The following is a 24,255-nucleotide window of genomic DNA, read 5'->3' as shown; positions in this document are numbered from 1 at the left end:
GAGATTGAGCAACCTCATAAACCTATGCTGTTAGCTAACGATACCCTTACTATACGCTTAAGACGCTGTTTTAGTTTACTCTTGTTGCACCTTATCATCAGTTAATAATTGCAAACTGGCAAACTCGCGATAAAGCTCACTGCTTTGCATTAACTCACCGTGGGTACCACTGCTCACAACTTGGCCTTTATCTAACACTAAAATGCGGTCGGCATTGATAACTGTTGCTAGCCTGTGGGCAATAATCAAGGTGGTTTTACCCACCATTAAACTATCGAGCGCCTGCTTGACCTTTTGTTCGCTCACTGCATCGAGTGCGCTAGTGGCTTCATCGAGCAGTAAAATTGGTCTATCAGCCAAAATCGCTCTAGCAATGGCAATTCGCTGCTTTTGTCCGCCTGATAAACGTACGCCTCGTTCACCTAAATAGGTTTGGTAACCATCACTAAACTCACTAATAAACTCATCGGCTTTTGCAGCTATACATGCCTGCTTTACCTCAGCTTCGCTCGCGTCAAGGCGACCATAACGCACGTTCTCTAATACACTAGTGGCGAAGATAACTGACTCTTGTGGCACTAACGCATATTGCTGACGTAAAGTTTGTGGACTGAGCTTTGCGATATCCACACCATCAAGTTCAATTGAGCCACTATCAAGTACATAAAAGCGCTGTAGCAGTTCAAATAGCGTACTTTTACCCGCACCACTCGCCCCAACCAGTGCAACCCGCTCACCGGGCTTAATATCAATATTGAGACCGCGAATAACTTCGCTGTTAGAAACTGGCTCAGGGCTAATTCCTGAACCCTCAGGGCTGCTATAAGGAACTCGCTCAAGGCTGATATCAGCACTATCATTCATATTGCTGTAGCTAAAGCGCACATCTTTAAGCGAGAGCTCGCCGCGAACCGGTGATGCTAGCGTAAGTGGATTGGCAACTACCGGGATATCGATTGGCGTTTCGATTAGCTCAATTAACCGCTCAGTCGCACCGGCTGCACGCTGGATTTCGCCAATCACTTCACTGATGGTAGCCACAGAGCCTGCCACCATGACCGCATAAAACATAAAGGCCGACAGTTCACCGGCACTTATCGCCCCGCTCATTACATCGTGAGCGCCAACCCAAACCACCAAGGCGATAGCTAAGATACTTAAAAACATCACCAGTGAGATAAGAATTGAACGATACTTAATTCGCCCTTTGGCTGCATCCATCACTGCTTCAACGCGATGATTAAATAAAGCGCGGTCTTGATCTTCATGGGAGTACGCTTGCACTGTATGGATCTCATGCAATGTCTCATCCACATAAGCGCCTAAGTCACCCACTTTATCCTGGCTTTTACGACTTAAATCACGCACCTTACGGCCAAAAAAGAAAATCGGCCCAAGTACCATAGGCACCGCAAGTAGCACTAAGCCTGTCATTTTAACGCTGGTAATCGCCATCATCACAATGCCGCCGAGCACTGTTACGCTAGCGCGCAGCGCCATCGATAAGCTTGAACCCACCACTGATTGCAACAAGGTGGAGTCGGCAGTAAACCGGGAGATCACCTCACCTGTTCTTAGCTTGGCGTAAAAGCCGGGGGAAAGTTTTAATAAATGGTCGTACACTTTTAAACGAATGTCAGCACTGACTCGCTCACCTAACCAAGTCATTAAATAGAATCGGCAAAATATCGCAGTACTACTGAGCGCCGTAATACCAATCACCAACATGATGATTTCATTTAAGCGTGAACCGTTATCTTTTAAAAAGCCTTCATCGACCATAAAGCGAACGCCTTGACCAAGTGATAGCCAGGCGAGCGAACCGATAAATAAAAAGATAATCGCAGTGATCACTTTAGCGCGATAAGGTTTTAAAAATGCGCCAATCCACGGCAATACTGCGCGCTGGCTAACGTGGGACTGAGATGATTTAGTACTGTTAGCCTTAGAGGCCGATGAGTAGGGCTCGTCTTTGGCGACTGAAGAAGCGTTTTGATCCAATGCAATATCCTTAACCACTAAGGTTAAAATGAAAACAACAGCAGAATAACAAAACCCGCGCAAAGGCGGGCATTGTTTATTGAATTTTAATACCAATCAGTATAATTATCGGCTTAACTTGCCTCTTCAACGAGCTCCGCTTTTGGCGTGCCATGGTGACCATCGCGCTTCCAGTCAACATCTAATAGCTCAGAGCCCGATAGACTAAATGCTTGACCAAAGCCTTTTACATATAAGCCATGATGAGGATTTAGTTTAAACAAATTAAAGTCGCCTAACCCAGCTAGGTTATCAATCATCTCACCAAAACGTGCCGATAATGCCGCCACACCTTTGGTAAAGGTTTCGCTGTCGCGGTCAACGAGCTCAGCTGTTGCATCAAAGGTTAGACGCTTGCGAGCAAATACACTTTTAGCTTCGGCTTCATCTTCTAGTAACATCACAGATAAGCTGTTCGACGCTTTAAGATTCGTACCGTGGCGAGCAAGTTCACTAACCAAGATATAAAAGCCGTCGTCAGCCAAAGCAAAAGGGGCATAACTGGCGTTTGGCACACCGTCTGCGTCTTGCGTAGCAAGTTGAAGCGTTGAACGCTCGGCTTTGAACGCTTCAATTTCAGGTAGTAATTTCTCTCGTAGTCTTTGCTCTTTTTCGTTGCTCATTGCTCTACTCTCTTATTCTGATGCTTATTGATTTAATGACTAGCTTAGCGACTTAATAAGCTAGTGCTTTAAGCCAATTCGGAATTAACGCTTTGCTTTAATTCAGTAAAACGTGCCACTTGCTCAGGCAATAACACGCGCTTTTTGTCACGGCCAAGGTAGACCTTAAATACCACTTCACCTTGTGGGCCAAAGAAGTTAATTGAGTGGCTTTCAGTGCCTCTAAACGGCTTGCTAATCAAAGCAATTGCGCTAATAACATCTAGCTTTAGGTGGCCGTGAAGTCCATCACCTTTGGTGATTAAGTTGTAGTAACCATGAGCATATTTGCCCTTTGGAAAGCTGCCTTTAAACTCGAAAATACTGCCAGATGCTGAAATAATCGTGGTCATATTGCCCCACTCTGGTAGCTCAGCTAACAGCGTATCTTTCTGCTCTAGCGGTAATATGCTTAATTGCTCGCTTGGTAGTTCCGATACCACTTCAAATTCACTGATGTTGAGTTCTGCCGCGACTTGGCTAGGCATAGCCGCTGGGTTAGATTCTAGATGTTGACGAATTTGCTCTACTGATACAGACATGGAATATCTCCTATAAAATAAACGGCAAAGAGGTCGACGCATATTAATGAGCCGACCTCGTTTTCAATTAGCTTACTTAGAAGCTATAACGCGCTGACAATTTGAAGTTCCTGCCTTGCTCATACAAGGTTTGCCACGCTTGGCGATATTCCTCATCACCGATATTTTCAACTGCAAAGTCAACTCTTAAGCCTTCAAATGTGCCCATGGCTGGTTCCCACGCCACGTATACATCCCAAAGTTTGTATGAGTCATACTGATTAAGATCATCTAGCGGTAGCTGGTCTTGCTCAGCGACATAGCTAAAGCGAGTACCAATTTTCATATCGCCTTCCATAATGGCTTGTGAAAGGTCGATAGCGAGCTTTTTAGCTGGAATGTTAGATAGGTACTCGTCAGTTGCTTTGTCTTTACCTTCGGTTTGACCGTAGTTCACGCTTAGGCGAGTTTGCTCATAGCGGTAGCGAGTGCTGAACTCAAAACCGGTTAGCTTAGCTTCATCAACGTTGTTCCAAGAGGTGGTTTGCTCAAAGCCAGGAATGCCCATTAATGGATCAGAAACAGACTGCTCGATAAAGTCATCAACGTCGTTTCTAAATACGTTTAAGGTAATTGCTAACTCGTCGTTACCTGCAAGATTAGCAAAGCGTAGATCGGCTTTAATCTCTTTGTTTTCCGCTTGTTCAGCTTTCAAATCTGGGTTGATTTCAAAGGTGTTACATAAGCCGTTAGGTAAGAAACCTGGAATTGAAGGAATGCAGTAATGAGTACCTGTTGAGTACATCTCTTCCATGCTTGGTGCGCGAAACGCTTGATCGTAACGTGCGCTTAAGGTTAACCAGTCAGTGGTTTGCCACACTAGGCCAACTGATGGTGAAAATGCATTATCATCTGATGATAAGTTAAGGTTGTTACTGTCATTTTTGAACGCGTCATAACGTACTGCGGCGTCAACAGCTAAGCTGTCAGTCAATTCAATATCTGCCCGTGTATAAGCGCCCCAAACAGTGGTTTCACCGTCAATATCATCAGGACGCTCGCCAGCTTGGCCGCGGTCATCACGGACAGTTTTGATTGAATCTTTATAGCCATCAACACCGTATGTCAGTACGGTATTACCTAAGGTTGAGCTGTTATTTAAACTAAAACCTAAGGTTTCATATTCAGTGCTATCGAACTGGTTTTTGGTGACGCGGTCTTCGTCGTAGTTGGTACCGTTCCAGTAAAGCGTTGCGTTTAAATCTAGCAGCGCATTATCAGTTGGATTTAAGCTGTAATCCAACGTCACATTTTGATCTTCTGTTTTACGCTTAACCAAAGGCACTGAGCTACCTACGTGAGTTGCTGGGTTACTCGGTACAAGTTCGTCAATATTTGAAAAACGTGCCGATAACTGCAAGCGTTGATCATCAGTTGGCTCCCAGCCAAACTTAGCTAAACCACTTGTACCTTCAGACGAGCTGTTTTCAAGAGTTTGATCGTTACCAATTTTGATGTTGTTGCTATCGTAGTAACTGCCGTTAACCAACCAATCAACACTACCTGCAGAGTCTGTTTCAGATAAGCCATAAATCGCACCGCTCGTTTTAATGCGATCGCCATTTGATTCATAACCTTGCTTTAAGTAGCCACCAAAGGTGTCCTCTTCTTCTAAAAAGTCCGCAGCTGATTTGGTGTTTTGGGCAACCACACCACCAATTGCACCGCTCCCCCACAAGCTACTTGCTGGGCCACGCACCACTTCAACTGAACTCAATAGCTCAGGATCCATAAAATATGTTCCGCGGTGACCAGAGTTGGTGTTTTGACGAGCACCATCAATCGTTTGTAATACTCGTTGACCGCCTAGACCGCGGATTTCAACACCTTGAGATGAAGCTCGTGGACCATTGCTCACGTTAATATTGGCTTCATTTTTAAGTGCCTGTGCAACCGATGCAGGTTGTGACTCTTGCAGTTGCTCTTCACTCACTACCGCCACACTACGGCTAGTTTCAGATGCTTTTTCGCTTACGCGAGTTGCCGTAACAAGTACTTCATCAAATTCAGTAACTTGTTGTTCTTTGGCTTGCTGAGTTTGTGCAGCATAAGCGCTAGAGCTAAGAGCCATCGCAATTGCGATTACAACAGGCTTCTTGATCATTGGTTCAATCCTCAAGGTCAGTATCAATAACGCCCTAATTGGCATGTAGCAGTTTGCACACACCAAAAATTAGGCCGTTGTTTGTTATTTTGGGGCACTTTACCTGAGATAAAAAAAGAGATCAAATGAAAATCATTATCATTTGCGATCTCATTCAAGTTGATATATCTTATTAGACACTAATGACTCTGTTGTTCATAACCTTTTGTAAAGTATGTAAATAAGCGCACCAATTGTCAGTTTTGTAAAGATAGTGATGATTAGGTGTCTAGGTCGCAGCAGCACAAAAATTATGAATTCAACTAGTTAACCGATTTTTAACAGGTAAGAGTTTTCACCATGACACCTAAACGTTATTTTGTTTTTGGTTGCTTAACAGTGTTAATCCAAGGCGGCGTGCTCGCCTCACAAAATACACAGCCTGAAATAGCGCTAAGCTCAGGCAGCGCTATGGGATCAAGCCAAGCGGTTAGCGTGTCAATTGCCATGCAAGCGAGTACTGCAGCGGCAGAAATACCTGAGCCGGTAACACCTAAACAAAAAGTACCGGAAAAACAGCCTACGCCATCAGTGACAAAAACAGTAGCTAAAGCAAAGCCACAAAAAGTAGAGCCTAAAAAGGTTAAACCAGCTGCGGCAAAACCCAGCCCTAAAGCCGCTCAAATCGCCGAACACAAACCTCAACCTGTGGAAAAAACGGTCAGCAAGCAGGTTGAAAAAGATATACCGCATAAAGTCATCGATGAGCCGACAACTGAGGTTGCGAAAACGCCTTCTCACAACCAAAACCAGGTTGATGCCAAGCAAGGTGTCAGCCAAGAGTCAGTGGCACTCAGTCAGCCAACTTTCGCTGCACCACCGAGTCAGCCCCATTACCCTAAAAAAGCCCGCAAACGTGGCTTTCAAGGCACAGCCACTATTGAAGTGATGTTTAACCAACTGGGTGAGCAACTATCACTCACCTTGGTTGATAGCTCTGGCTACCGTCTACTCGATAAAGCCGCACTCAGCGCCGTAGAAAAGTGGCAATTTGCCGCACCAACACCACAAACAGCCTACGCATACACTGTAAGAGTGCCGGTAAAGTTTGCGCTGAACTAGCCCAAAAGATCCTGAAAATGGTGTTACGAGGAATGTAATACCAAGAGCAAATTAGCTCTAACTGCGGTGCGTTTAAGGGACAACGCAACAAATATTACTTTTTAACAGTTAATGCGATGCGCTTGCATCGTCAAGGAAACACCATGTCTCAGCCCTTATACCAGCAACTTATCGAGCAACTTGGCTATCTTGCTTGGCCGTTATTTATTTGCGCCTTTATCAGCTTGATGATCATTTTAGAGCGTTTAGCACTCATGCTGTTTGAATTACCAAAGCGCGATACTTGGTTAGCCGAGCTGCGCCAACAAGCGCGCAGTGCAACCCCAGAACAAAGACAAGAACTAATGGCCCAAATAAGCCAAGGCCGCAGCATGCTTGCCAAAGGGACTGCGCTACTTCTGAGTCATGCAGATCAATCACGTGCTATGCGTGAAGAAATCGTATCTTTATGGTTAGTAAAGCAAAAATCTAAGTTGTTATCAGGCTTAAAGATATTGCACATCATTGGGGTTATCACCCCGCTTTTAGGTTTACTTGGTACTGTTTTAGGTTTGATCGAGATGTTTGATCAACTGGGTTTATCTGATGGACCAGTAACACCATCGCAGCTTGCATCAGGCTTGGGCCTTGCGATGAACACCACGGCCGCAGGTCTTATTATTGCAGTTCCAGCCATAACACTTGCCCACCTATTTACGCTTTGGGCTGAGCGTCGCTGCAATAAAATCGCCCACGCACTTAATCTTCTCAACCTTTGGCTAGATGGCTTTGATCAGGCCTTAAGTATCGGCTCAGATTCAGCCGCGCAGTTATGTTCAAAAGCCGCAACCTGCAAAGAAGCAAGCTGTCATAACCAAAACGAATCGCAATTTACTCAAGCCGCAGGGTCAACGTCATGATTAGCGCAGGCAATGATGAAAGCAGCCAAAACTTTGGTTTAGATCTGACGCCGCTTATCGACATTATTTTTATCGTACTGGTGTTTTTACTGCTCACCGCTAACACCCAGTTATTGAGTTTACCGGTTGATGTACCAACTGAAGCCGACTCAAATCTCAGCGCGCTGTCTCAGGATCAACATATTGCAATCAATGTACTGCAAACTGAGCCGCATTGGGCCCTCGATGGCCAAAGCTATAACGATTTTGGTGCCTTTGAAGCCGCTTTTACACAAGCTTTTAAGGAGAACCCCAAAGCTAAAGTGATTATTGCTGCAGATAAAACAGCCCCCGTGCAACCATTAATGACGGTGTTAGCCGCAATGCAGCGCCAAAACATTACCAATACGCAGATTTTAATGGAGCCTTAATCGTCTCAATATTTTTTTACTTATTTTTTTTCGTTCGATTTTGATTGGCGATCCAACACGCTAATTTTATTACTTATTCTTGTTATATCGTTTTGATTAATTTGGAGTTACCCATGCTTGGTAAGAAATTTTTTAATAACAGCCACAACCGCTTATTAACCAGCGTTGCCTTGCTATCGACATTAGCATTCAGCCAATCAGTACTTGCTCATGCAGACCATGACCATGGCGATGCAAACAAGTCAGCTAACGCACGAGTCGTTAGCGCTGGTGCAGGGGTAACAGAATTGGTGCTCGCCCTAGACGCCGGTAACGAGTTAGTCGCTGTGGACTCCACCAGCCAATTGCCACAAGGCTTTGATAAAGTAGAAAAGTTAGGCTATCACCGCATGCTAAGTGCTGAAGGTATTTTAGCGCTATCACCGAATCTTGTGCTTGGCACTGACGCCATGGGTCCCAAAGCCACACTTGATGTGCTTAGCGGTGCTAAAGTCAATGTTATCCAGCTACCTGATGCACATACCCAGCCACAATTACTCAGCAATATTAATGAAATGGGTAAGCTACTTAACCGTGAAGAGCAAGCTAACACCCTACAAGAGCAGGTAAAGCAGTCATTTGTCCAAATCGAGCAAAAACAGCAACAAATAGCCAAACAAGGTGATGCACCTAAAGTGTTATTTTTACTACTACAAGCCGATCGACCAGCTCGAGTGGGTGGTGACGACACTGCAGCTGACATCATCATTAAGTTAGCAGGCGGTAAAAATATCGCCGGTTTTAGCGGTTATAAATCAGTGTCACAAGAAGGTATTTTATCACTGCAACCCGACGTTATTTTAATCTCAAATCGCTCTGACAAAGCCATTGAAAACCCAGTCGCTGATGTACTTAAGCAGATGCCTATACTTGAACATACACCAGCAGGTAAAAACAAACAGATCCAGTCGCTACAACCACAAGCACTTCTAGGTGGCCTTGGTCTAAGTGCTATTGAAGCAGCCGACAAGCTAGCTAGCGACTTTATTAACGTCAAGCAGTACTAGTCTCAGCAATCTGTCACTGAATAAAGTCCGCCCACTAAGATAAAAAGCAGGATAATTAAATGGATAATCGTCGTTGGCTTTGGCCCAGTTTACTCGCCGCTCTGGTGATAACGAGCCTGATGTCTGTCAGCATAGGTCCACTGCAAATTAGCCCCACGGTCAGTTTTCATGCTGTGGTTAATTGGCTTACTCAGCTTGATATAGGGAGCGTTGCGCCCCACGAGCAATTAGTGATAAATAATGTGCGCTTGCCACGTACATTATTGGCACTAGCTGTTGGTGCAGTACTCGCCCAATGTGGCGCTGTTATGCAGGGCTTATTTAGAAATCCGCTAGCCGATCCTGGCATTATTGGCGTGTCATCAGGCGCGGCGTTAGGTGCGGCAATCTGCATTGTGCTTATCCCACAGGGCGGCGAATACATGGTAGCGCTAAGTGCATTTATTGCAGGCCTAGTTACCACCCTAATTGTGTATCGTCTGGCAAGTAGCCCAAGTGGTACATCGGTAGTATTACTGCTGCTTGCAGGTGTCGCGATTGCCGCACTTGCTGGCGCAGGTATAGGCTTACTCACCTATATGGCAGACGACATGGCGCTACGTGATCTCACTTTATGGCAGCTAGGCTCAATTGCCGGCGCGCAGTGGCATTATGTTATTTTAAGCTTAGTCGCCTTAGCGCTAGTAAGTTGGCAGTTTAATCGCAGCGCCAAAGCGCTAAATGCCTTGTTACTCGGTGAAGCTGAGGCCCGTCATTTAGGTTTGGATGTCGATAAGCTCAAGCTGCGATTAATCGTGCTATGTGCCATAGGTGTGGGGATCTCAGTGGCAGCCACAGGTATTATCGGCTTTATTGGGCTTGTTGTTCCGCACTTAGTGCGCATGATGGTGGGGCCTGATCACAAGCAACTATTACCACTTAGCGCCATGCTAGGTGCAGCCTTGTTGGCACTGGCTGATATTGGCGCGCGCTCACTGGTTGCCCCCTCTGAGCTACCTGTTGGGCTAGTCACCGCGCTTCTTGGTGCCCCCTTCTTTATTGTGTTGCTGTTAAAGCAGCGTCACCGCTTGGTTTAAGGTTATTAGTATGCAAACAGACACACAAATGCCAGTACTTGAGGTCAACCATTTGTCAGTGCGCATTGGCCATAAACCCGTGCTAACGGACATCAATTTAACCATAAAAGCCGGCCAAGTTACCGCATTACTCGGCCCTAATGGCGCGGGGAAATCCACACTACTGAAAAGCTTTTGTCAGGAGGTTGAGCTAGAAGCAGGATTGATTGAAGTCTACGGTAAGGCAATCAACCACTGGGATCGCCAACGATTAGCTAAGTCACTAGCCGTGCTGCCACAACACGCATCGCTTACGTTCCCGTTTAAGGCAAGAGAAGTCGTTGAAATGGGACTTTACCCGCTATCGCTTAATCAAAAACAGGGCAAAAGGCTGGTTGGTGAACAACTTGAACAAGTGGCACTGTCACACTTAAAAGAGCGCAGTTACCCAACCCTTTCTGGTGGCGAGAAGCAGCGGGTGCAACTGGCGCGAGTATTAACCCAATTAGCGCAATCAGAGTTGCCGCCGATTTTGTTGCTGGACGAACCCACCTCAGCGTTAGATTTGGCTCAGCAACACAGAGTGCTTGCTTTAGCGCGTAGCCTTGCCCATGAGCAAAATTACGCAGTTATTGTGGTGCTACACGACTTGAATCAAGCTTCGCGTTACGCCGACAGATTAGTGGTACTGGAAAATGGCTGTATTGTGAGTGATGGTATTCCAAGTGAGACCCTAACAGCGGAAACAATAAGACAAGTGTGGCACTACGATCCTGTGGTGGTGATGGAACCTGGCAAGCAAACACCGCTGCTATTTTAAAATAATCTAGCCTTATTACCCATAGTGCGAGTCACAACTAATCCAGTTACGACTCGCTTTTTTATCGCCTTAAAGTACACTCTCTTTTATTAACCTTCCCTAAGTGATAACAGAGCTTACTATGACCAATATCGTCTATATCGCCACCAGCCTCGATGGTTTTATTGCAGACAAAAACAATCAAGTGGATTGGTTACATGACATTCCTAATCCTGATGGTTCAGATCTTGGATTTGGTGAATTTATGGCGCGGATTGATGCGCTAATAATGGGGCGTAATACCTTAGAGATAGTACTCAGCTTTGGCATTGATTGGCCATACACTAAGCCTGTTTTTGTTCTCAGTAACACCTTAACCAAAGTCCCTGAGGGACTCGAAGGCAAAGTGTTTTTGATTAAAGGTGAACTAACAGAAGTGATTGCAACACTGAACAGCCAAGGCTATCAAAACCTCTATATCGACGGGGGCAAAACCATTCAAGGTTTCTTACAGCATGATTTAATTGATGAGCTGATTATTACCACAATCCCAGTTTTGCTCGGCGGCGGTATTCCACTTTTCGGGGAGCTGGCAGCACCGCTTAAGTTTAAGCATGTTAAGGCTGAGCGCTTAGTTGATCATTTAGTGCAAAACACCTTTGTACGACAAAGATAAAACCACAATGGCTAGATAAGGAAATAATGCAAAGTGAGTAGCAATCAGGTGGCGAATTCAACAATTAATTCAACAGCTAGCTCTGTAACTAATTCAACAGCTCATTCTGTCATTATAGTGCTTGGTGCGCCCAACGATGATCAAGGTAACTTATCTGATATCGCGCTTTCTCGCTGCCAAACAGCGCTAAAAGCCTATCGAGAGTCACCGCAAAGTAAATTGTTACTGACAGGTGGTTTTGGCGCTCACTTTAATCAAACTAACACACCACACGCAGTGTATGGCCAGCGCTATTTAATCAGCCAAGGCGTACCTGAAACTGCATTTGCAGATATAGCCCTGAGCCGCTTTACCTTTGAAGATGCGACCTTAGCCATTGAAATTATTAAAAAGCTAAAATGCCATAAGCTTTACGTGGTGACATCAGAGTTTCATATGCCTAGAGCCAAGCTAATTTTTAGCCAGCTATTTGCCAGTTTAGACTTAAGTTATCTTGAGGCAACAACACCGGTTAACGCTGATAAATTACAATTATTGATGCAGCACGAGCTATCGGTTATGGATAGAGAAAAAGCTAACTTAGCTCGCTTTAGCGCTTTATCTGACTAGCTTTATTTGAACAGATTCAGCCTACGCAGTCTTAACTAACCGGCTCACTAGTTAAAAACTTATCCTGCAAAACCTCTATTACGCTATCAAGCACAGGTCCTGAACCGTGGCTGCGAGATACTATGCAGCCCACAGCCGTTAGCCAGCCGTGATACTCGTGAGCAACAGGCAGCAGCACTATATCTCCACGCGAGATCCTGGCCTCAATTAATGATTCAGGCACAACCGCCCAACCTACACCTTGTTCAACAAGTTTAATTAAGGTTTGATGAGTGTTGGCATACCATAGCTTCGAACTAATCGCATAACTAAACCATAATTCGCGCTGCTTGGCGCTACGGTGTACACACTGACGATAAGACTTTAGATCAGAGTCTTGCACTAACGGCAGTTTGGCCAACTCGTGCTGAGGCGAAGCTATCGTTAAAAAACGCGCTTGCCCAAGAGTAAAAAAGTCCATATCCACTTTAAGCTCACCATCAGCGTAAACAATGCCTATCTGCGCCTTACCTTTACGAACAAGCTCTTCTACATCAAAAGTTGAGGCACTAATGATTTCAAAATGGGTCACCGGATACTTATCAGCCAATGGAGCCAACATCGCCAACAGCTCATCACTCATTAGGCTTTCATCAACCGCGATAACCAGCTCATGCTCATCTTCTTGACTCAGCGCGACTATTTTCTGATCAAAATACTGCTGCTGATGCAATATCGAATAGGCGATTGGCAGTAAGGCTTTGCCGTTTTCTGTCAGTACTGGGGTATTTTTATCGCGGTTAAATAGCTCTTGGTTGATAGCTATCTCTAAGTTAGCCACCGCTTGACTCACTCCCGACTGAGCCCGTTTTAATTTACGTGCTGCAGCTGAGAAAGAGCCACTTTCACATACTGTGACAAAAATCTTTAGCTGCTCAAAACTGTACATATTTATCACCTAAATTCGATTATGCGCCGCAGACTATCATTAACAGTGATAGCTGTTAACTTTATCTATAGCAAATTTCTGCAATAATCTGCGTCCCTTTACAGAGTCGTTCTTTTTTGAACTAGGTATTTCGAGGCGCACAATGAGTATTATAGAGCGGATATTTCATTCAGTTTTGTTTGAAGTATTAGCAGTTACATTTTCCATTATTGGTTTAGCAATCTTTACTGATCATGAAGTGGTTTCCTTATCAGGTATGATGATAATCATTGCCACGATGGCAATGACATGGAACTTTATTTTTAACTGGCTATTTGACCAAGTCGTTACTGGCAATAAAGAAAAACGCCCTTTTAAAATACGTGTGCTGCACGTGAGCTTATTTGAAATCGGCTTACTGTTTTTTACCGTACCCGTTATCGCCTACATGCTAGATATTGGTATTATTGAAGCGCTGATTATGGACTTAGGTGTCACAGTATTTATTACCATTTACGCCTTTTTGTATAACCTTGCCTATGATCACGCAAGAGCATTTATTATCCGCCAGCGTGCTGTAAGCTGTTAAATCACTTTCTGTGAACTAATTAAGCCTATGAGCAGTTCTCATGGGCTTTTTTATGCCCTGCTCAGATTAAAATGTCACTGCGGGCTACACGATGACTAATTTAATTAGTCTCAAGCACTTCATCTATTAAGATTTAAAAAGCTGGTGACACCAGCAAAAATAAGAAGCAAATCATACCGTTAAATCCCGCCCTATCAGCAACATAAACAGAGGGTGCAAGCAATTGTGATCCCTACTCTCCAGCCAGACACGACCGTTTTTCAAAGCTCATCTTTACATTGCAAAGAAGAATTAATTGATCAAACGCACTAAAAAACCATTTGATAATAATTATCATTATCAAAATAACTTTTTATGTTGAGAGCTGTGATGATTCTAACGCCAACCATGACGGGTATTGCCAGCCCAGATCCCCTGCAACATGCTTTTAAAGTCAAAAGTGCCCCCCATGCAGGTCGAAGCGGCAGCCGACCGGTGTTTCTGCAGCCTGAGCAATGGCAACAATGGTGGCAGCAACCAAGTCAAGCAACTGAGCGTGCGCTTTATATTCATATTCCGTTTTGCCGCAAGCGCTGCACTTTCTGTAACTTCTTTGAAAATGGTACTAATCCGCAGCGCATTAACCGTTATATGCAACGCTTAACTGAGCAGCTAAAAATTGCCGCCGACACGCCGCTGGCACAAAGTCAGCCGTTTAATACTGTTTATGTAGGTGGCGGCACGCCCACCGATATAAGCAGTAATGAAGTAAAACTGCTTGGTGAAGCCATTAGCCGTTTTCCGCTTATAGAAAATGCCGAGGTCACATTAGAAGGTAGGCTCAACGGTTTTGACGACGATAAGTGGCATAACTCAACGGCAAACGGCTTTAATCGCTTTTCATTCGGTGTACAAAGCTTTGACACTCAAGTGCGCCAAGCTGCTGGACGCTTTGACGATAAAGACTTCCTGCTTAATCGACTAAACCAACTTAGTCAGCACCCAAGTGCCAGTATTGTGATTGACCTTATCTTCGGCCTACCCGGTCAAACCGCAGACATTTGGCAGCAAGACTTACAAGCGGTTATTGATAGTGGCGTGCATGGCGTGGATCTATACCAACTCATCGGCTTAAGCGGCACCCGTATTGATCATGCTCGAGAAAAAGGCAAAATCCTCGGCACTGCATTAAGTGAATATCAAGCCGACAGCCAAGCTCGCGCCAACATGTACGCCAGTGGTGCTAATCACTTTGAATCGCAAAACTGGCAACGACTGTCAAGCTGCCATTGGCGTCGAGATAGCCGAGAGCGCAGTGTATATAACAGTCTAGCTAAAAGTGGTATTGAGATTTTACCCTTTGGTGCTGGCGCCGGCGGCAGTATTCATGGTCACGGCTGTATGAACGCTCGCGATTTAAAGCAGTGGCATTTGGCTCATGATGAGGCATCAACAGAGCTTGAAACTAAATCAACCCAAGCAGTACAGGCGCCATCTGTTCCGGTACAAGTACCAGTGCAAGTACCAGTGCAAGTACCAGTGCAAGTACCCGGCATGTTAATGAGCCCTAATCCATCTGCCAGTTTAGATGCCATTTTAAAAAGAGGCTTAGACAGCGGTAAACTAGAGTTAAACTTATTGTCCAGCAATATGACGCAGCATCTGATGCCACTGTTTAGCGCTTGGCAAATAAATGGCTTAGCCACCTTGCACAAAAACACCTTAGCGCTAACCCTTGCGGGACGCTTTTGGAACGTCAATATGCAAACCGGTTTATTTGAGTTCCTTGCAGAAAACCCAATTACAGTGACACAAGAGGCAGCTTCACAATCACTTGCAAGCTAGCTTGCTACACAAATGTGATTAGCCACTAATTAGCTGCCATCATTAGTTAATATTTGTCTGGATGCTTATTTAGGCCACCACTTGAATAAGCATCCACAACTGCTTCTAAATCATGTTTAATCTTTGCATCTGGCAGTGCACTGCACATCCCTAAGCAGAGCTGATATAGTGCGCTTATTCTTCGCTAAGCATTCAAATACCCATGGCAACAACCCAAACAAATCAAGCATCCAATAAAAAATCTGGCGCGCAAACATCAGCCGCAAAAAAAGCAATTTCTGACGAAACCAAAACAGAAGCACTACAAGTCGCTAAATCGACACAGAAGCCTGGACAAACCAAAGAGCAAACTAAGTTGATTGCCCAAGGCATTGAAAAAGGCATTGCCGAATACAAAAAGTTGCAAAAAGGTAAGGCCAGAGAGCGTGATAAAGCACGCAAACAAGAAAATCGTGCCAAAGCGCGCGAGGCCAACATCGCCGAACAAGACCATAGCAATATTGAAGATAGAGCTGCTAGCCCTTACCTACCTTGGGGTTTGCTCACCCTAAGTTGGATTGGTTTTATCGCCTACATCGTATTTACGCAATAAAGCGCTTGGCTTTGTAGCAATCCTCTTTCTCGACAAACCGAACAATTAAGCACTAAAAATCAGTCTACCTTGACTATTTTTGGTGCTTTTTTATGGCAAGAAACATTATTTAGCATTTAAAAATATAGCTAAAACTGATATAAAATTAAGACTAAATTAATAATAAAATACATGATGAGAAATCCATTCATATTTTGTCATAAGTTGTCTTATCTCATTCATTGATGCCCTCATCGCTATTCACATTAACTAACTATACTTACCTTAATCAAAAAGTATCGATTAGCCGGAGCACACAGTCATGACTGAGCAATGTCCCCCAAAAGAACACGTTAGCAACAAGAAAGATGAACTAAAGGCTGTAGGCTTTATCATCTTCATTCTATTTCCAGCATTAGCCGCCACATTTGTTAGCGCCTACGGCTTGGTTATCTGGATCATGCTTACATTTAGTGGCGTTGCGTCTCACTAATTTCAATTACATTTTTAAATTTATTACGAGGATGCCGTTATGAGATGGTTACTTAACATCTGGCGCACACTGACTAAACCAGCTAAATACCTAACCTTAGGAAGTGTCAGTATTTCTGCCTTTCTAATGGGCATTATCTTCTGGGGCGGTTTTAACACTGCACTTGAAGCGACTAACACTGAAGAGTTCTGTATCAGCTGCCACAGCATGGAAAGTAAGCCTTACCAAGAACTGCAGCAGACAGTGCATTTTTCAAACCACTCAGGCGTTCGTGCAACATGTCCAGACTGTCACGTACCCCATGACTATGGCCGTAAAATTGCTCGTAAACTAGAAGCCTCTCACGACGTATACGGTTGGTTATTTAACACCGTCAATACGCCTGAGAAGTTTGAAGCTAAGCGTCTTGAAATGGCAAGCCGTGAGTGGAAACGTTTTGACCGTGATAAGTCAGCAGCATGTAAAAACTGTCACCAGTACGATTCAATGGACTGGGACAGCATGTCTAAGCTAGCCGTTAAGCAAATGAAGCGCGCTGCAGAGCTAGACCAAAGCTGTGTTGATTGCCACAAAGGTATTGCGCACAAGCTACCTGAAATGGGTACCGCTCGTGCACCAGAGTTAATCGCAGAAGTGGGTCGTGGTGTTAGCGGTGTTCAAGTGGGTCAAACTTACTTTACTGCACTAACTAAGCCTTTATTCTTCAACGAAAAAACTGACGTTGAAGCAGGTACACTTAACATTGCGACTAAAGTAAAAGTACTAGAAGTGAAAGGCACTCGAGCTAAGATTGGTATCACTGGCTGGAGAAAGAAAATCGGTGCAGGCCGCGTGATCTACTACGACTTTGGCTTAAACATTCTATCGGCTCAGCTAACTAAAGATGCTGCGCTTGAAGAAGGTGTGATTAAGACTTTCGAAGAGAAAGAAGATCCAATGACAGGCCTAAAATGGCAACGTGTTGAAGCAGATATCTGGACTGATACTGACTACTTGCTAACTGATCTGCAACCACTATGGGATTACGCTCGTAGCACATACAGCACAGCATGTAGTGTATGTCACACTCAGCCAGCTGAAGCGCATTTTGATGCCAACACATGGCCAGGTATGTTCCAAGGCATGATCGCATTCGTCAACATGGATCAAGATACACAGGCTTTGGTACAAAAGTATTTACAAGAGCATTCATCAACTTTCGATAAGTCAGCTCACTAATAGGACATAGCGTAATGAACAGAAGAGACTTTCTAAAAGGCTTAGTAGGAACATCTTATGTCGTACTTAGCGGATCATCAGTACTTGCGCCACTAAACGCTTTAGCGGCAGCTGGTGCAGATGCATCTGACGGCTGGCTAACCACAGGAGCGCACTTCGGTGCGTTCAAGATGAAGCGCAAGAACGGCGTGATCTCTGAAGTTAAACCTTTCGATACCGATATGTATCCAACAGATATGATCAACGGTATTAAGGGCTTAGTTTACAACCCATCACGCGTTCGCTACCCAATGGTACGCTTAGACTTTTTATTAAAAGGTCACCAAAGCGATACCACACAACGCGGTGATTTCCGCTTTGTACGTGTGACTTGGGATAAGGCATTACGCCTATTTAAAGATTCACTTGATGAAGTGCAAACTAAGTATGGTCCATCAGGACTACACGCAGGGCAAACAGGTTGGCGCGCAACAGGTCAGTTGCACTCAAGCACCAGCCACATGCAACGCGCGGTAGGCATGCACGGTAACTTCGTTAAGAAGATTGGTGACTATTCAACAGGTGCAGGCCAAACCATTTTGCCTTACATCTTAGGTTCTACTGAAGTTTACGCTCAAGGTACCTCTTGGTCGTTAATTCTGGAGCATTCTAAAACCATCATTTTATGGTCGAATGATCCATACAAGAACCTACAAGTCGGCTGGAACGCTGAAACACATGAGTCTTACGCTTACCTTGCTCAGTTAAAAGAGAAAGTAGCCAAAGGCGAAATTCGTGTGATCAGTATTGACCCTGTCGTCACGAAAACACAGCAATACCTAGGTTGTGAGCAACTTTACATTAATCCGCAAACCGACGTAGCGCTAATGCTAGGTATTGCTCACGAAATGGTAGAAAAGAACCTTCATGACACTAAGTTCATTGAAGGTTACAGCTTAGGCTTCGATAAGTTCTTACCTTACATTAAGGGCCAAACTGACGGTGTTGAGAAAACACCTGAGTGGGCAGCAGAGATCACTGGTGTTTCAGCAGAAATCATCCGTGACCTTGCTAAGGTAATGACTAAAGATCGCACCCAGATGTTGATGGGCTGGTGTATTCAGCGTCAACAACACGGTGAGCAGCCTTACTGGATGGCAGCGGTACTTGCAACCATGATTGGCCAAATCGGCCTACCAGGCGGCGGTATTAGCTATGGTCACCACTACTCAAGTATTGGTGTTCCATCTTCAGGTGCTGCGGCGCCAGGTGCGTTCCCACGTAACCTTGATGAAGGCCAGAAGCCTATTTTTGATAGCAATGATTTCAAAGGCGCGAGCAACACTATTCCAGTTGCGCGTTGGATTGACTCAATCCTAGAGCCTGGTAAAACCATTGACTCAAACGGCTCTAAAGTGACGTATCCAGACATTAAGATGATGGTGTTCTCAGGTAACAACCCATGGAACCATCACCAAGATCGTAACCGCATGAAGAAAGCGTTCCACAAGCTTGAGTGCATCGTATCGATCGATATGAACTGGACGGCAACTTGTCGTTTCTCAGACATAGTACTGCCTGCATGTACCACGTTTGAACGTAATGACATCGACATCTACGGCGCATATGCAAACCGTGGTTTGCTTGCAATGCAGAAAATGGTTGAGCCGTTATTTGAAAGTCTTTCAGACTTCGAGATCTTCACTCGCTTTGCTGCACTACTGGGTAAAGAGAAAGAATACACTCGCGGCATGACTGAGCATGACTGGTTAGTGAAGCTATACAACGACTGTAAAGCTGCCAACGCCGGCAAGTTTGAAATGCCTGAGTTCGAAGAGTTCTGGAAAGAAGGTTACGTATACTTTGGCGAAGGTAAGCCTTGGGTACGTCACGCGGCATTTAGAGATGATCCAGAGATCAACCCACTTGGTACACCATCAGGTTTGATTGAGATCTTCAGCCGTAAGATTGCTCAATATGAATACGATGACTGCCCAGGCCACCCAACTTGGATGGAAAAAGCAGAACGTAGCCATGGCGGTCCAGGTTCAGACAAGCACCCAATTTGGATGCAGTCTTGCCACCCAGACAAGCGTCTGCATTCACAAATGTGTGAATCAGAAGAGTTCCGTGAAACTTACACTGTTAACGGTCGCGAGCCTGTATACCTAAACCCTGAAGATGCTAAGAAACGTGGCATTAAATCAGGTGACATTGTACGCGTGTTTAACGACCGCGGGCAGTTACTGGCTGGTGCTGTGGTATCGGAAAAATTCCCTCGTGGCGTTATCCGTATCGAAGAGGGTGCTTGGTACGGCCCTGTGGGTGAAGACGGCAGCAAAGAAGGCGGCGCAAAAATTGGTGCAATCTGTAGTTACGGCGATCCAAATACCTTAACTTTAGACATTGGTACCTCTAAGCTTGCACAGGCTTGTTCTGCTTATACTTGTCTTGTTGACTACGAAAAGTATCAAGGTAAAGTACCTGCAGTAAGTTCATTTAGCGGCCCGGTTGAGATTGCATTATGATAAAAGATGCTGTGAACACAGAGACAGTTGAAGTTAACCCAGTAGATCAGGTTAGAAGTACGATTTATCAATTACTTTCGTCATTATTTGCCAAAGAAATTGACCATAAAACGCTACACGATTTAACCAGTGATCAAGCCAAACAATTTTGGGCGCAACTGGGTAGCGAAGCTGAATTTAAAGCTGACGTGGATGTTTTAGTCGCTGAGCTTGCTAAGCTCAATACAGATAAAGCATTACTGGAACTTGCTGCTGATTATTGCGGTCTGTTCTTAGTCGGGACTAAATACAGTGCATCACCTTACGCCAGCTTATATTTAACAGATAAGCCAGCTAAGAAAGGCGATGAGCCACTGCTCTTTGGTGAACAGCATCAGCAGATGACTCAGTTTTTAAAACAGAGTCAACTGCAAGTACAAAGTGAGTTTCCAGAGCCTGCAGACCACATTGCTGTGATTCTGGCTTATATTGCTCACCTTTGTACTCATAGTGATGAAGCCGAGCAACTCAGCTTTATAAAGGCTAACTTAGCTAACTGGCTAGGCAACTTTGTAACTAAAGTGACAGAGGTTGATACAGGTAATTTTTATCAAGCCTTAGTTCGCCTCACCTATGCTTGGGTGAAGTCAGACGCTGAATGGCTTGAAAGCGAAAGCCACTAAGCTAGCGCATTAAAAGCATCAAATAAAATGCCGCCCATGATCATCATGGGCGGCATTTTTGTTATGTATTACTTTTAGTTCACGACAAGCTTAGTCACAGCTTTTATCTATCGCTGGAAAACAGCGGGCACACCGGTTATTAGCTCAGTCGATACCGGCTGCTAACTCCACGATTTAATTACTGATATTAGCGCTTTAATCCTAAATAAGGATTAAAGCGCTTAACTTTGTTGCTGTGCTATCCACATATGCAAAGCAGTAATAGAGTCCGCTCTTAGCTCATCAAGCGCTTGGTGTTCATTTTGCTGATACGCACTTTGGCTTAACCCTAGCAGCTCTAATTGCTTACATCTTGCCGATAGTGCACTAAGGCCGATATTGGCACTGCTGCCTTTTAATGCATGCAGAATATGTTTCACATCTGCGTCTTGCTGCAGCAAACCTTTAAAATGTACTTCGCTGCTTTGTTCAAATAATTGGGCCAGCTCTTGCACAGTTTCTATTCCCAGATAAGCCAGATCTTGCTCAAGCTGAGAAGTATCTAGCAGCGGTTCTGAGGGTTCCTTGCTGGCTAAAGGCTCTTCACTGACAGAAAGCTTTTCTCCAACTGAAAGCTCATTGCTAGCTGATGGCTTTCTATTGGCTGAAGGCTCATTACTGGCTGATGGCTCATGACTAGCTGATGGCTCTTTGCTGGCTGAAGGCTCTTTAGCAACGATAGGGTCGGCGCTGCCTAACCAGTTTGATAACGCCTGCATATCTAGCGGTTTCATCAATACCAAGTTAAAGCCTTTTGCTTGATAATGCTGCATATCATCGGCTTGTAATTGCGCGGTAAAGGCGGCAATTTCCAATTGATGCCCAGCCTGTTGATTAACCGTTTGCAGCTCCGCAAGAAGCTCAACACCTGAACCATCACCAAGTTGAATATCGAGCATAATGGCATCAAACTTCTTGGCAGTAGCAACAGTATAAGTTTGCCGCGCAGCCTCACAGCTTTTAGCAAGTTCCGAACTGTGGCCTAAATGGGCTAAGAAGCCCTGAGCGACCATGGCATTAATTTTATTGTCTTCAATAACTAACACATGTTTTGCCGCGACTTTTTGTGCTTGAGTTTGCAACTCAATATCGGGGCAATCACAAATTACTAGCGGTAAACTAAAGCCAAAACAACTGCCCTTACCGACTTCGCTGTTTACCCATACCCCTGCGTCACTCAGTACCACATCTGATGCCAGTATTTGGCTATTACAGTAGTTGCTGCTATCACTGTTCATCAGTTCAACCAGCTGCTTACTTATGGCAAGACCTAATCCTGTACCGCGATCTCGGCCTTTGCTCGACTCATTGCTGTAGGCTTTAAACAGCTTTTTCATCGCGGCAGAATCAATGCCAACACCCGTATCTTGTACTTTAAATAACAGCTGCTTATCTTGCACTTCAACTATCAGCTCTACTCGGCCTTGAGGGGTAAATTTGATCGCATTACCCAGTAAGTTGAGCAGTACCTGCCTAAGCTTAGGCCCATCAATAAAAACCCATTTAGGCAGATTTTCATGAATAGCTCTTAGGGTTAAACCAGCAAGGCCTGCTCCGGCAAGCATAATCGCAACCACTTGATCTAATAGCTCATTAATATCCACTGCTCGTGGTTCATTAGCGAGCTTGCGCTGCTCAAGGCGAGAGAAATCTAAAATGTCATTCAATACCGTTTGCAGCAAGGTGCCGCTGTACTGCGACAGTGCTAACATCTGCTGCTGAGCAGGTGGCAAGTTTGAATGCCCGAGTAAAGTAAGCGTGCCTAATAAGCCATTAAGCGGCGTGCGGATCTCATGGCTCATGGTGGCTAAGAATAATGATTTAGCTTGGTTAGCTTGCTCTGCCATATCACGGGCAAGCTCATGGCCTTTAGACTCTTTATCGAGCTGAATATTCGCTTCTGCGAGCTCTAATGTTCGCGCTTCAACTTTGGCTTCAAGCGCTTGTTTATGCTCATATAATTCTGCTGCAGTCTCTCGTAGCTCGGCCTGTAACTTATGGTTATGATCAGTTTTTTGCTTAAAAGCTTTAATGGCACTTGCCATAGCCGCTAGCTCATCATCACCTTGGGTATCAATGGTTACTGCCGTATTACCTAAACTCAGCTGGGCTAACGCCTTGGTGGCAGCATCGAGTTTCAAAGCAATCCCTTTATAGATCACTTTATAAACCACCACAAAAATCACTAAAAACATAAGCAGCCCAGTAACCCAAAGCCCGGCTTTAGACCAGCTCAATTGCTTTAAATATTCGTGCCTAGCGTTTTCAGCCTCAAGGCGCTGAAACTGCATGGCTGTAGCGACCACTTCATTTAGCACATCGAGTTTGTCGGTGATTTTCTGTAATTGCAGCTCTTGCGCTCGGTTGAACTGAGTATATTCTTGCTGCAACGCAATACTTTCAGGCAGCTTTTGCAGTACGCCAAATTGCTTTAATAGCGCATCGGTACGGTTAGGATCGCGCACAATTTTGGCTAAGCTAGTGAGCGATGATAAATAGCGAACTTCAACATCGCCTACCGCCTTAGCAAATTTATCCTGCTGATGTTGACTGGCTGTTTTATCGCTTGGAGCTGCAAGTTGTGGTGGAATGTCGTAAACCACTTGGGTTGAGCTCGTCCCTATATCACCCAGTAATGTGTAAATACCAGACTCAAGCTCCGGCGACTGAAACATCTGTCCAATCAAGGCAATGTTGTGCACAATTTTAAGGCCGCGATTTAACCGTTCTTGAGTATCAAGATCTTGCTCAATTAGGGTATCGAGCAGTTGCGCAGTTTTTTCGCTGCCAACAGCATCGGGGTAAGCCAAACTCAATTTCGATAAAATACCTGAATCGACTATCGCTAGCTCGGCAAGTAATAGCTCGGTACTTTTATTGGCCGCATCGACTAAAGCTTTACCTTGCTGCTGCAGATCACGACTCACCGCAATACGACGCCCCACCTGCTCGCCAAGCTTGGAGATATCGACAATGATCTCAGACGCGCTTTGCTCCAAGCTAAAGTCAAAATTGACCTCAAGCTCCTTTAAAATTTTGATTTCACCTAACATGGTGGCACTTTCAATTGACAGCTTGCGGCCAACAAACTGCCGCTGAGATTCATCTTCTGTCAGCCCTAACTGCTTGGCGTTTTCAGCCAATGCGCTACTCGATAACGCCAACTGACTTGCGGCTTCTGATGCCGGTAACGCTCGGTTATATAGATACTTATCAGCCTCTTGCAAGCCACGTAAGCTAATGCTTCCTAACGTCACTAACAGTAATAACAATGAGCCCAACAAACCAAATGCCAACATGAGTCGACCAATCAGGCTTTTTCTTGATAAGGACAATTTCGGCAAAGAGGATTTAAGCAAAAACAATACACTCACTGTTATCTATTAAGCTGATACAATACTATACCAATTGCATTAAAGATTTAATCAATTCCAATGGGCTAATACTTTTTCAATTTAAGCCC

At 44.7% G+C, this 24,255-nt stretch carries 21 protein-coding genes; 15 read left to right on the top strand and 6 right to left on the bottom strand.

Annotated elements, in window-relative coordinates; translation table 11 throughout:
* Positions 1 to 75 precede the first annotated feature (75 nt).
* The 4 genes from MSG37_RS06530 to MSG37_RS06515 form a co-directional block, all read right to left on the bottom strand.
* Entirely contained in the window at positions 76 to 2,001 is a 1,926-nt protein-coding gene (locus MSG37_RS06530) for an ABC transporter transmembrane domain-containing protein (RefSeq protein ID WP_248469777.1), read from the bottom strand.
* A 113-nt stretch (positions 2,002 to 2,114) separates the two neighbouring features.
* Positions 2,115 to 2,663 (bottom strand): heme utilization protein HutZ, encoded by a 549-nt coding sequence (hutZ, locus tag MSG37_RS06525; protein WP_248469776.1) that lies wholly within the window; start codon positions 2,661 to 2,663, stop codon positions 2,115 to 2,117.
* Between the two features lie 68 nt (positions 2,664 to 2,731).
* The gene (gene hutX / locus MSG37_RS06520; protein ID WP_248469775.1) at positions 2,732 to 3,244 is read right to left on the bottom strand and encodes a heme utilization cystosolic carrier protein HutX; all 513 of its coding nucleotides are present in this window, start codon (positions 3,242 to 3,244) and stop codon (positions 2,732 to 2,734) included.
* Between the two features lie 76 nt (positions 3,245 to 3,320).
* Positions 3,321 to 5,387 (bottom strand): TonB-dependent hemoglobin/transferrin/lactoferrin family receptor, encoded by a 2,067-nt coding sequence (locus MSG37_RS06515; RefSeq protein ID WP_248469774.1) that lies wholly within the window; start codon positions 5,385 to 5,387, stop codon positions 3,321 to 3,323.
* A 339-nt stretch (positions 5,388 to 5,726) separates the two neighbouring features.
* Here MSG37_RS06515 and MSG37_RS06510 point away from each other — a divergent pair, with 339 nt between their 5' ends.
* The 8 genes from MSG37_RS06510 to MSG37_RS06475 all read left to right on the top strand — a co-directional run bounded on the left by MSG37_RS06510 (position 5,727) and on the right by MSG37_RS06475 (position 11,982).
* Entirely contained in the window at positions 5,727 to 6,488 is a 762-nt protein-coding gene (locus MSG37_RS06510) for an energy transducer TonB (RefSeq protein ID WP_248469773.1), read from the top strand.
* Positions 6,489 to 6,631: 143 nt separating this feature from the next.
* Positions 6,632 to 7,387, top strand: coding sequence for a MotA/TolQ/ExbB proton channel family protein (locus MSG37_RS06505; RefSeq protein ID WP_248469772.1), 756 nt, complete (start codon positions 6,632 to 6,634; stop codon positions 7,385 to 7,387).
* Entirely contained in the window at positions 7,384 to 7,797 is a 414-nt protein-coding gene (locus MSG37_RS06500) for a biopolymer transporter ExbD (RefSeq protein WP_248469771.1), read from the top strand. The genes MSG37_RS06505 and MSG37_RS06500 overlap by 4 nt, the downstream gene beginning before the upstream one ends.
* A gap of 113 nt (positions 7,798 to 7,910) precedes the next feature.
* Positions 7,911 to 8,843: an ABC transporter substrate-binding protein gene (locus tag MSG37_RS06495; RefSeq protein WP_248469770.1), complete on the top strand. Its 933-nt coding sequence runs from the start codon at positions 7,911 to 7,913 to the stop codon at positions 8,841 to 8,843.
* 59 nt (positions 8,844 to 8,902) lie between these two features.
* Positions 8,903 to 9,919: an iron ABC transporter permease gene (locus MSG37_RS06490; RefSeq protein ID WP_248469769.1), complete on the top strand. Its 1,017-nt coding sequence runs from the start codon at positions 8,903 to 8,905 to the stop codon at positions 9,917 to 9,919.
* 10 nt (positions 9,920 to 9,929) lie between these two features.
* Positions 9,930 to 10,718: a heme ABC transporter ATP-binding protein gene (locus tag MSG37_RS06485; protein ID WP_248469768.1), complete on the top strand. Its 789-nt coding sequence runs from the start codon at positions 9,930 to 9,932 to the stop codon at positions 10,716 to 10,718.
* 121 nt (positions 10,719 to 10,839) lie between these two features.
* Positions 10,840 to 11,373 (top strand): dihydrofolate reductase family protein, encoded by a 534-nt coding sequence (locus tag MSG37_RS06480; RefSeq protein ID WP_248469767.1) that lies wholly within the window; start codon positions 10,840 to 10,842, stop codon positions 11,371 to 11,373.
* 33 nt (positions 11,374 to 11,406) lie between these two features.
* On the top strand, positions 11,407 to 11,982 hold the full coding sequence (locus tag MSG37_RS06475; RefSeq protein ID WP_248469766.1) for a YdcF family protein: 576 nt from the start codon (positions 11,407 to 11,409) through the stop codon (positions 11,980 to 11,982).
* Positions 11,983 to 12,013: 31 nt separating this feature from the next.
* Here MSG37_RS06475 and MSG37_RS06470 read toward each other — a convergent pair whose 3' ends face one another.
* Positions 12,014 to 12,910 carry a LysR family transcriptional regulator gene (locus MSG37_RS06470; RefSeq protein ID WP_248469765.1) on the bottom strand — a complete coding sequence of 299 codons (897 nt, stop codon included), beginning with the start codon at positions 12,908 to 12,910 and terminating at the stop codon, positions 12,014 to 12,016.
* Between the two features lie 142 nt (positions 12,911 to 13,052).
* Here MSG37_RS06470 and MSG37_RS06465 point away from each other — a divergent pair, with 142 nt between their 5' ends.
* From MSG37_RS06465 to torD, 7 genes are all read left to right on the top strand, one after another.
* The gene (locus MSG37_RS06465; protein WP_248469764.1) at positions 13,053 to 13,478 is read left to right on the top strand and encodes a PACE efflux transporter; all 426 of its coding nucleotides are present in this window, start codon (positions 13,053 to 13,055) and stop codon (positions 13,476 to 13,478) included.
* A 369-nt stretch (positions 13,479 to 13,847) separates the two neighbouring features.
* The gene (gene hutW / locus MSG37_RS06460; RefSeq protein WP_248469763.1) at positions 13,848 to 15,302 is read left to right on the top strand and encodes a heme anaerobic degradation radical SAM methyltransferase ChuW/HutW; all 1,455 of its coding nucleotides are present in this window, start codon (positions 13,848 to 13,850) and stop codon (positions 15,300 to 15,302) included.
* Positions 15,303 to 15,504: 202 nt separating this feature from the next.
* Entirely contained in the window at positions 15,505 to 15,894 is a 390-nt protein-coding gene (locus MSG37_RS06455; protein ID WP_248469762.1) for a DUF2956 domain-containing protein, read from the top strand.
* A gap of 301 nt (positions 15,895 to 16,195) precedes the next feature.
* Complete coding sequence (locus tag MSG37_RS06450; protein WP_248469761.1) at positions 16,196 to 16,366, top strand: periplasmic nitrate reductase, NapE protein; 171 nt, start codon at positions 16,196 to 16,198, stop codon at positions 16,364 to 16,366.
* Positions 16,367 to 16,405: 39 nt separating this feature from the next.
* Entirely contained in the window at positions 16,406 to 17,584 is a 1,179-nt protein-coding gene (gene torC / locus MSG37_RS06445) for a pentaheme c-type cytochrome TorC (protein ID WP_248469760.1), read from the top strand.
* Between the two features lie 14 nt (positions 17,585 to 17,598).
* Entirely contained in the window at positions 17,599 to 20,091 is a 2,493-nt protein-coding gene (gene torA, locus MSG37_RS06440; protein ID WP_248469759.1) for a trimethylamine-N-oxide reductase TorA, read from the top strand.
* Positions 20,088 to 20,753: a molecular chaperone TorD gene (gene torD / locus MSG37_RS06435; RefSeq protein WP_248469758.1), complete on the top strand. Its 666-nt coding sequence runs from the start codon at positions 20,088 to 20,090 to the stop codon at positions 20,751 to 20,753. Before torA ends, torD begins: the two co-directional genes overlap by 4 nt.
* Positions 20,754 to 20,974: 221 nt before the next feature.
* On the opposite strand, the gene torS is transcribed toward torD, so the two are convergent.
* Entirely contained in the window at positions 20,975 to 24,166 is a 3,192-nt protein-coding gene (torS, locus tag MSG37_RS06430; protein ID WP_348984455.1) for a TMAO reductase system sensor histidine kinase/response regulator TorS, read from the bottom strand.
* Positions 24,167 to 24,255: the final 89 nt, after the last annotated feature.

Origin of the sequence: Shewanella sp. 1CM18E (assembly GCF_023161665.1) — a bacterium.
Classification (GTDB): domain Bacteria; phylum Pseudomonadota; class Gammaproteobacteria; order Enterobacterales; family Shewanellaceae; genus Shewanella.
The sequence above is the reverse complement of the archived record's forward strand: the minus strand, read 5'-3'. Positions and strand labels throughout refer to the sequence as shown.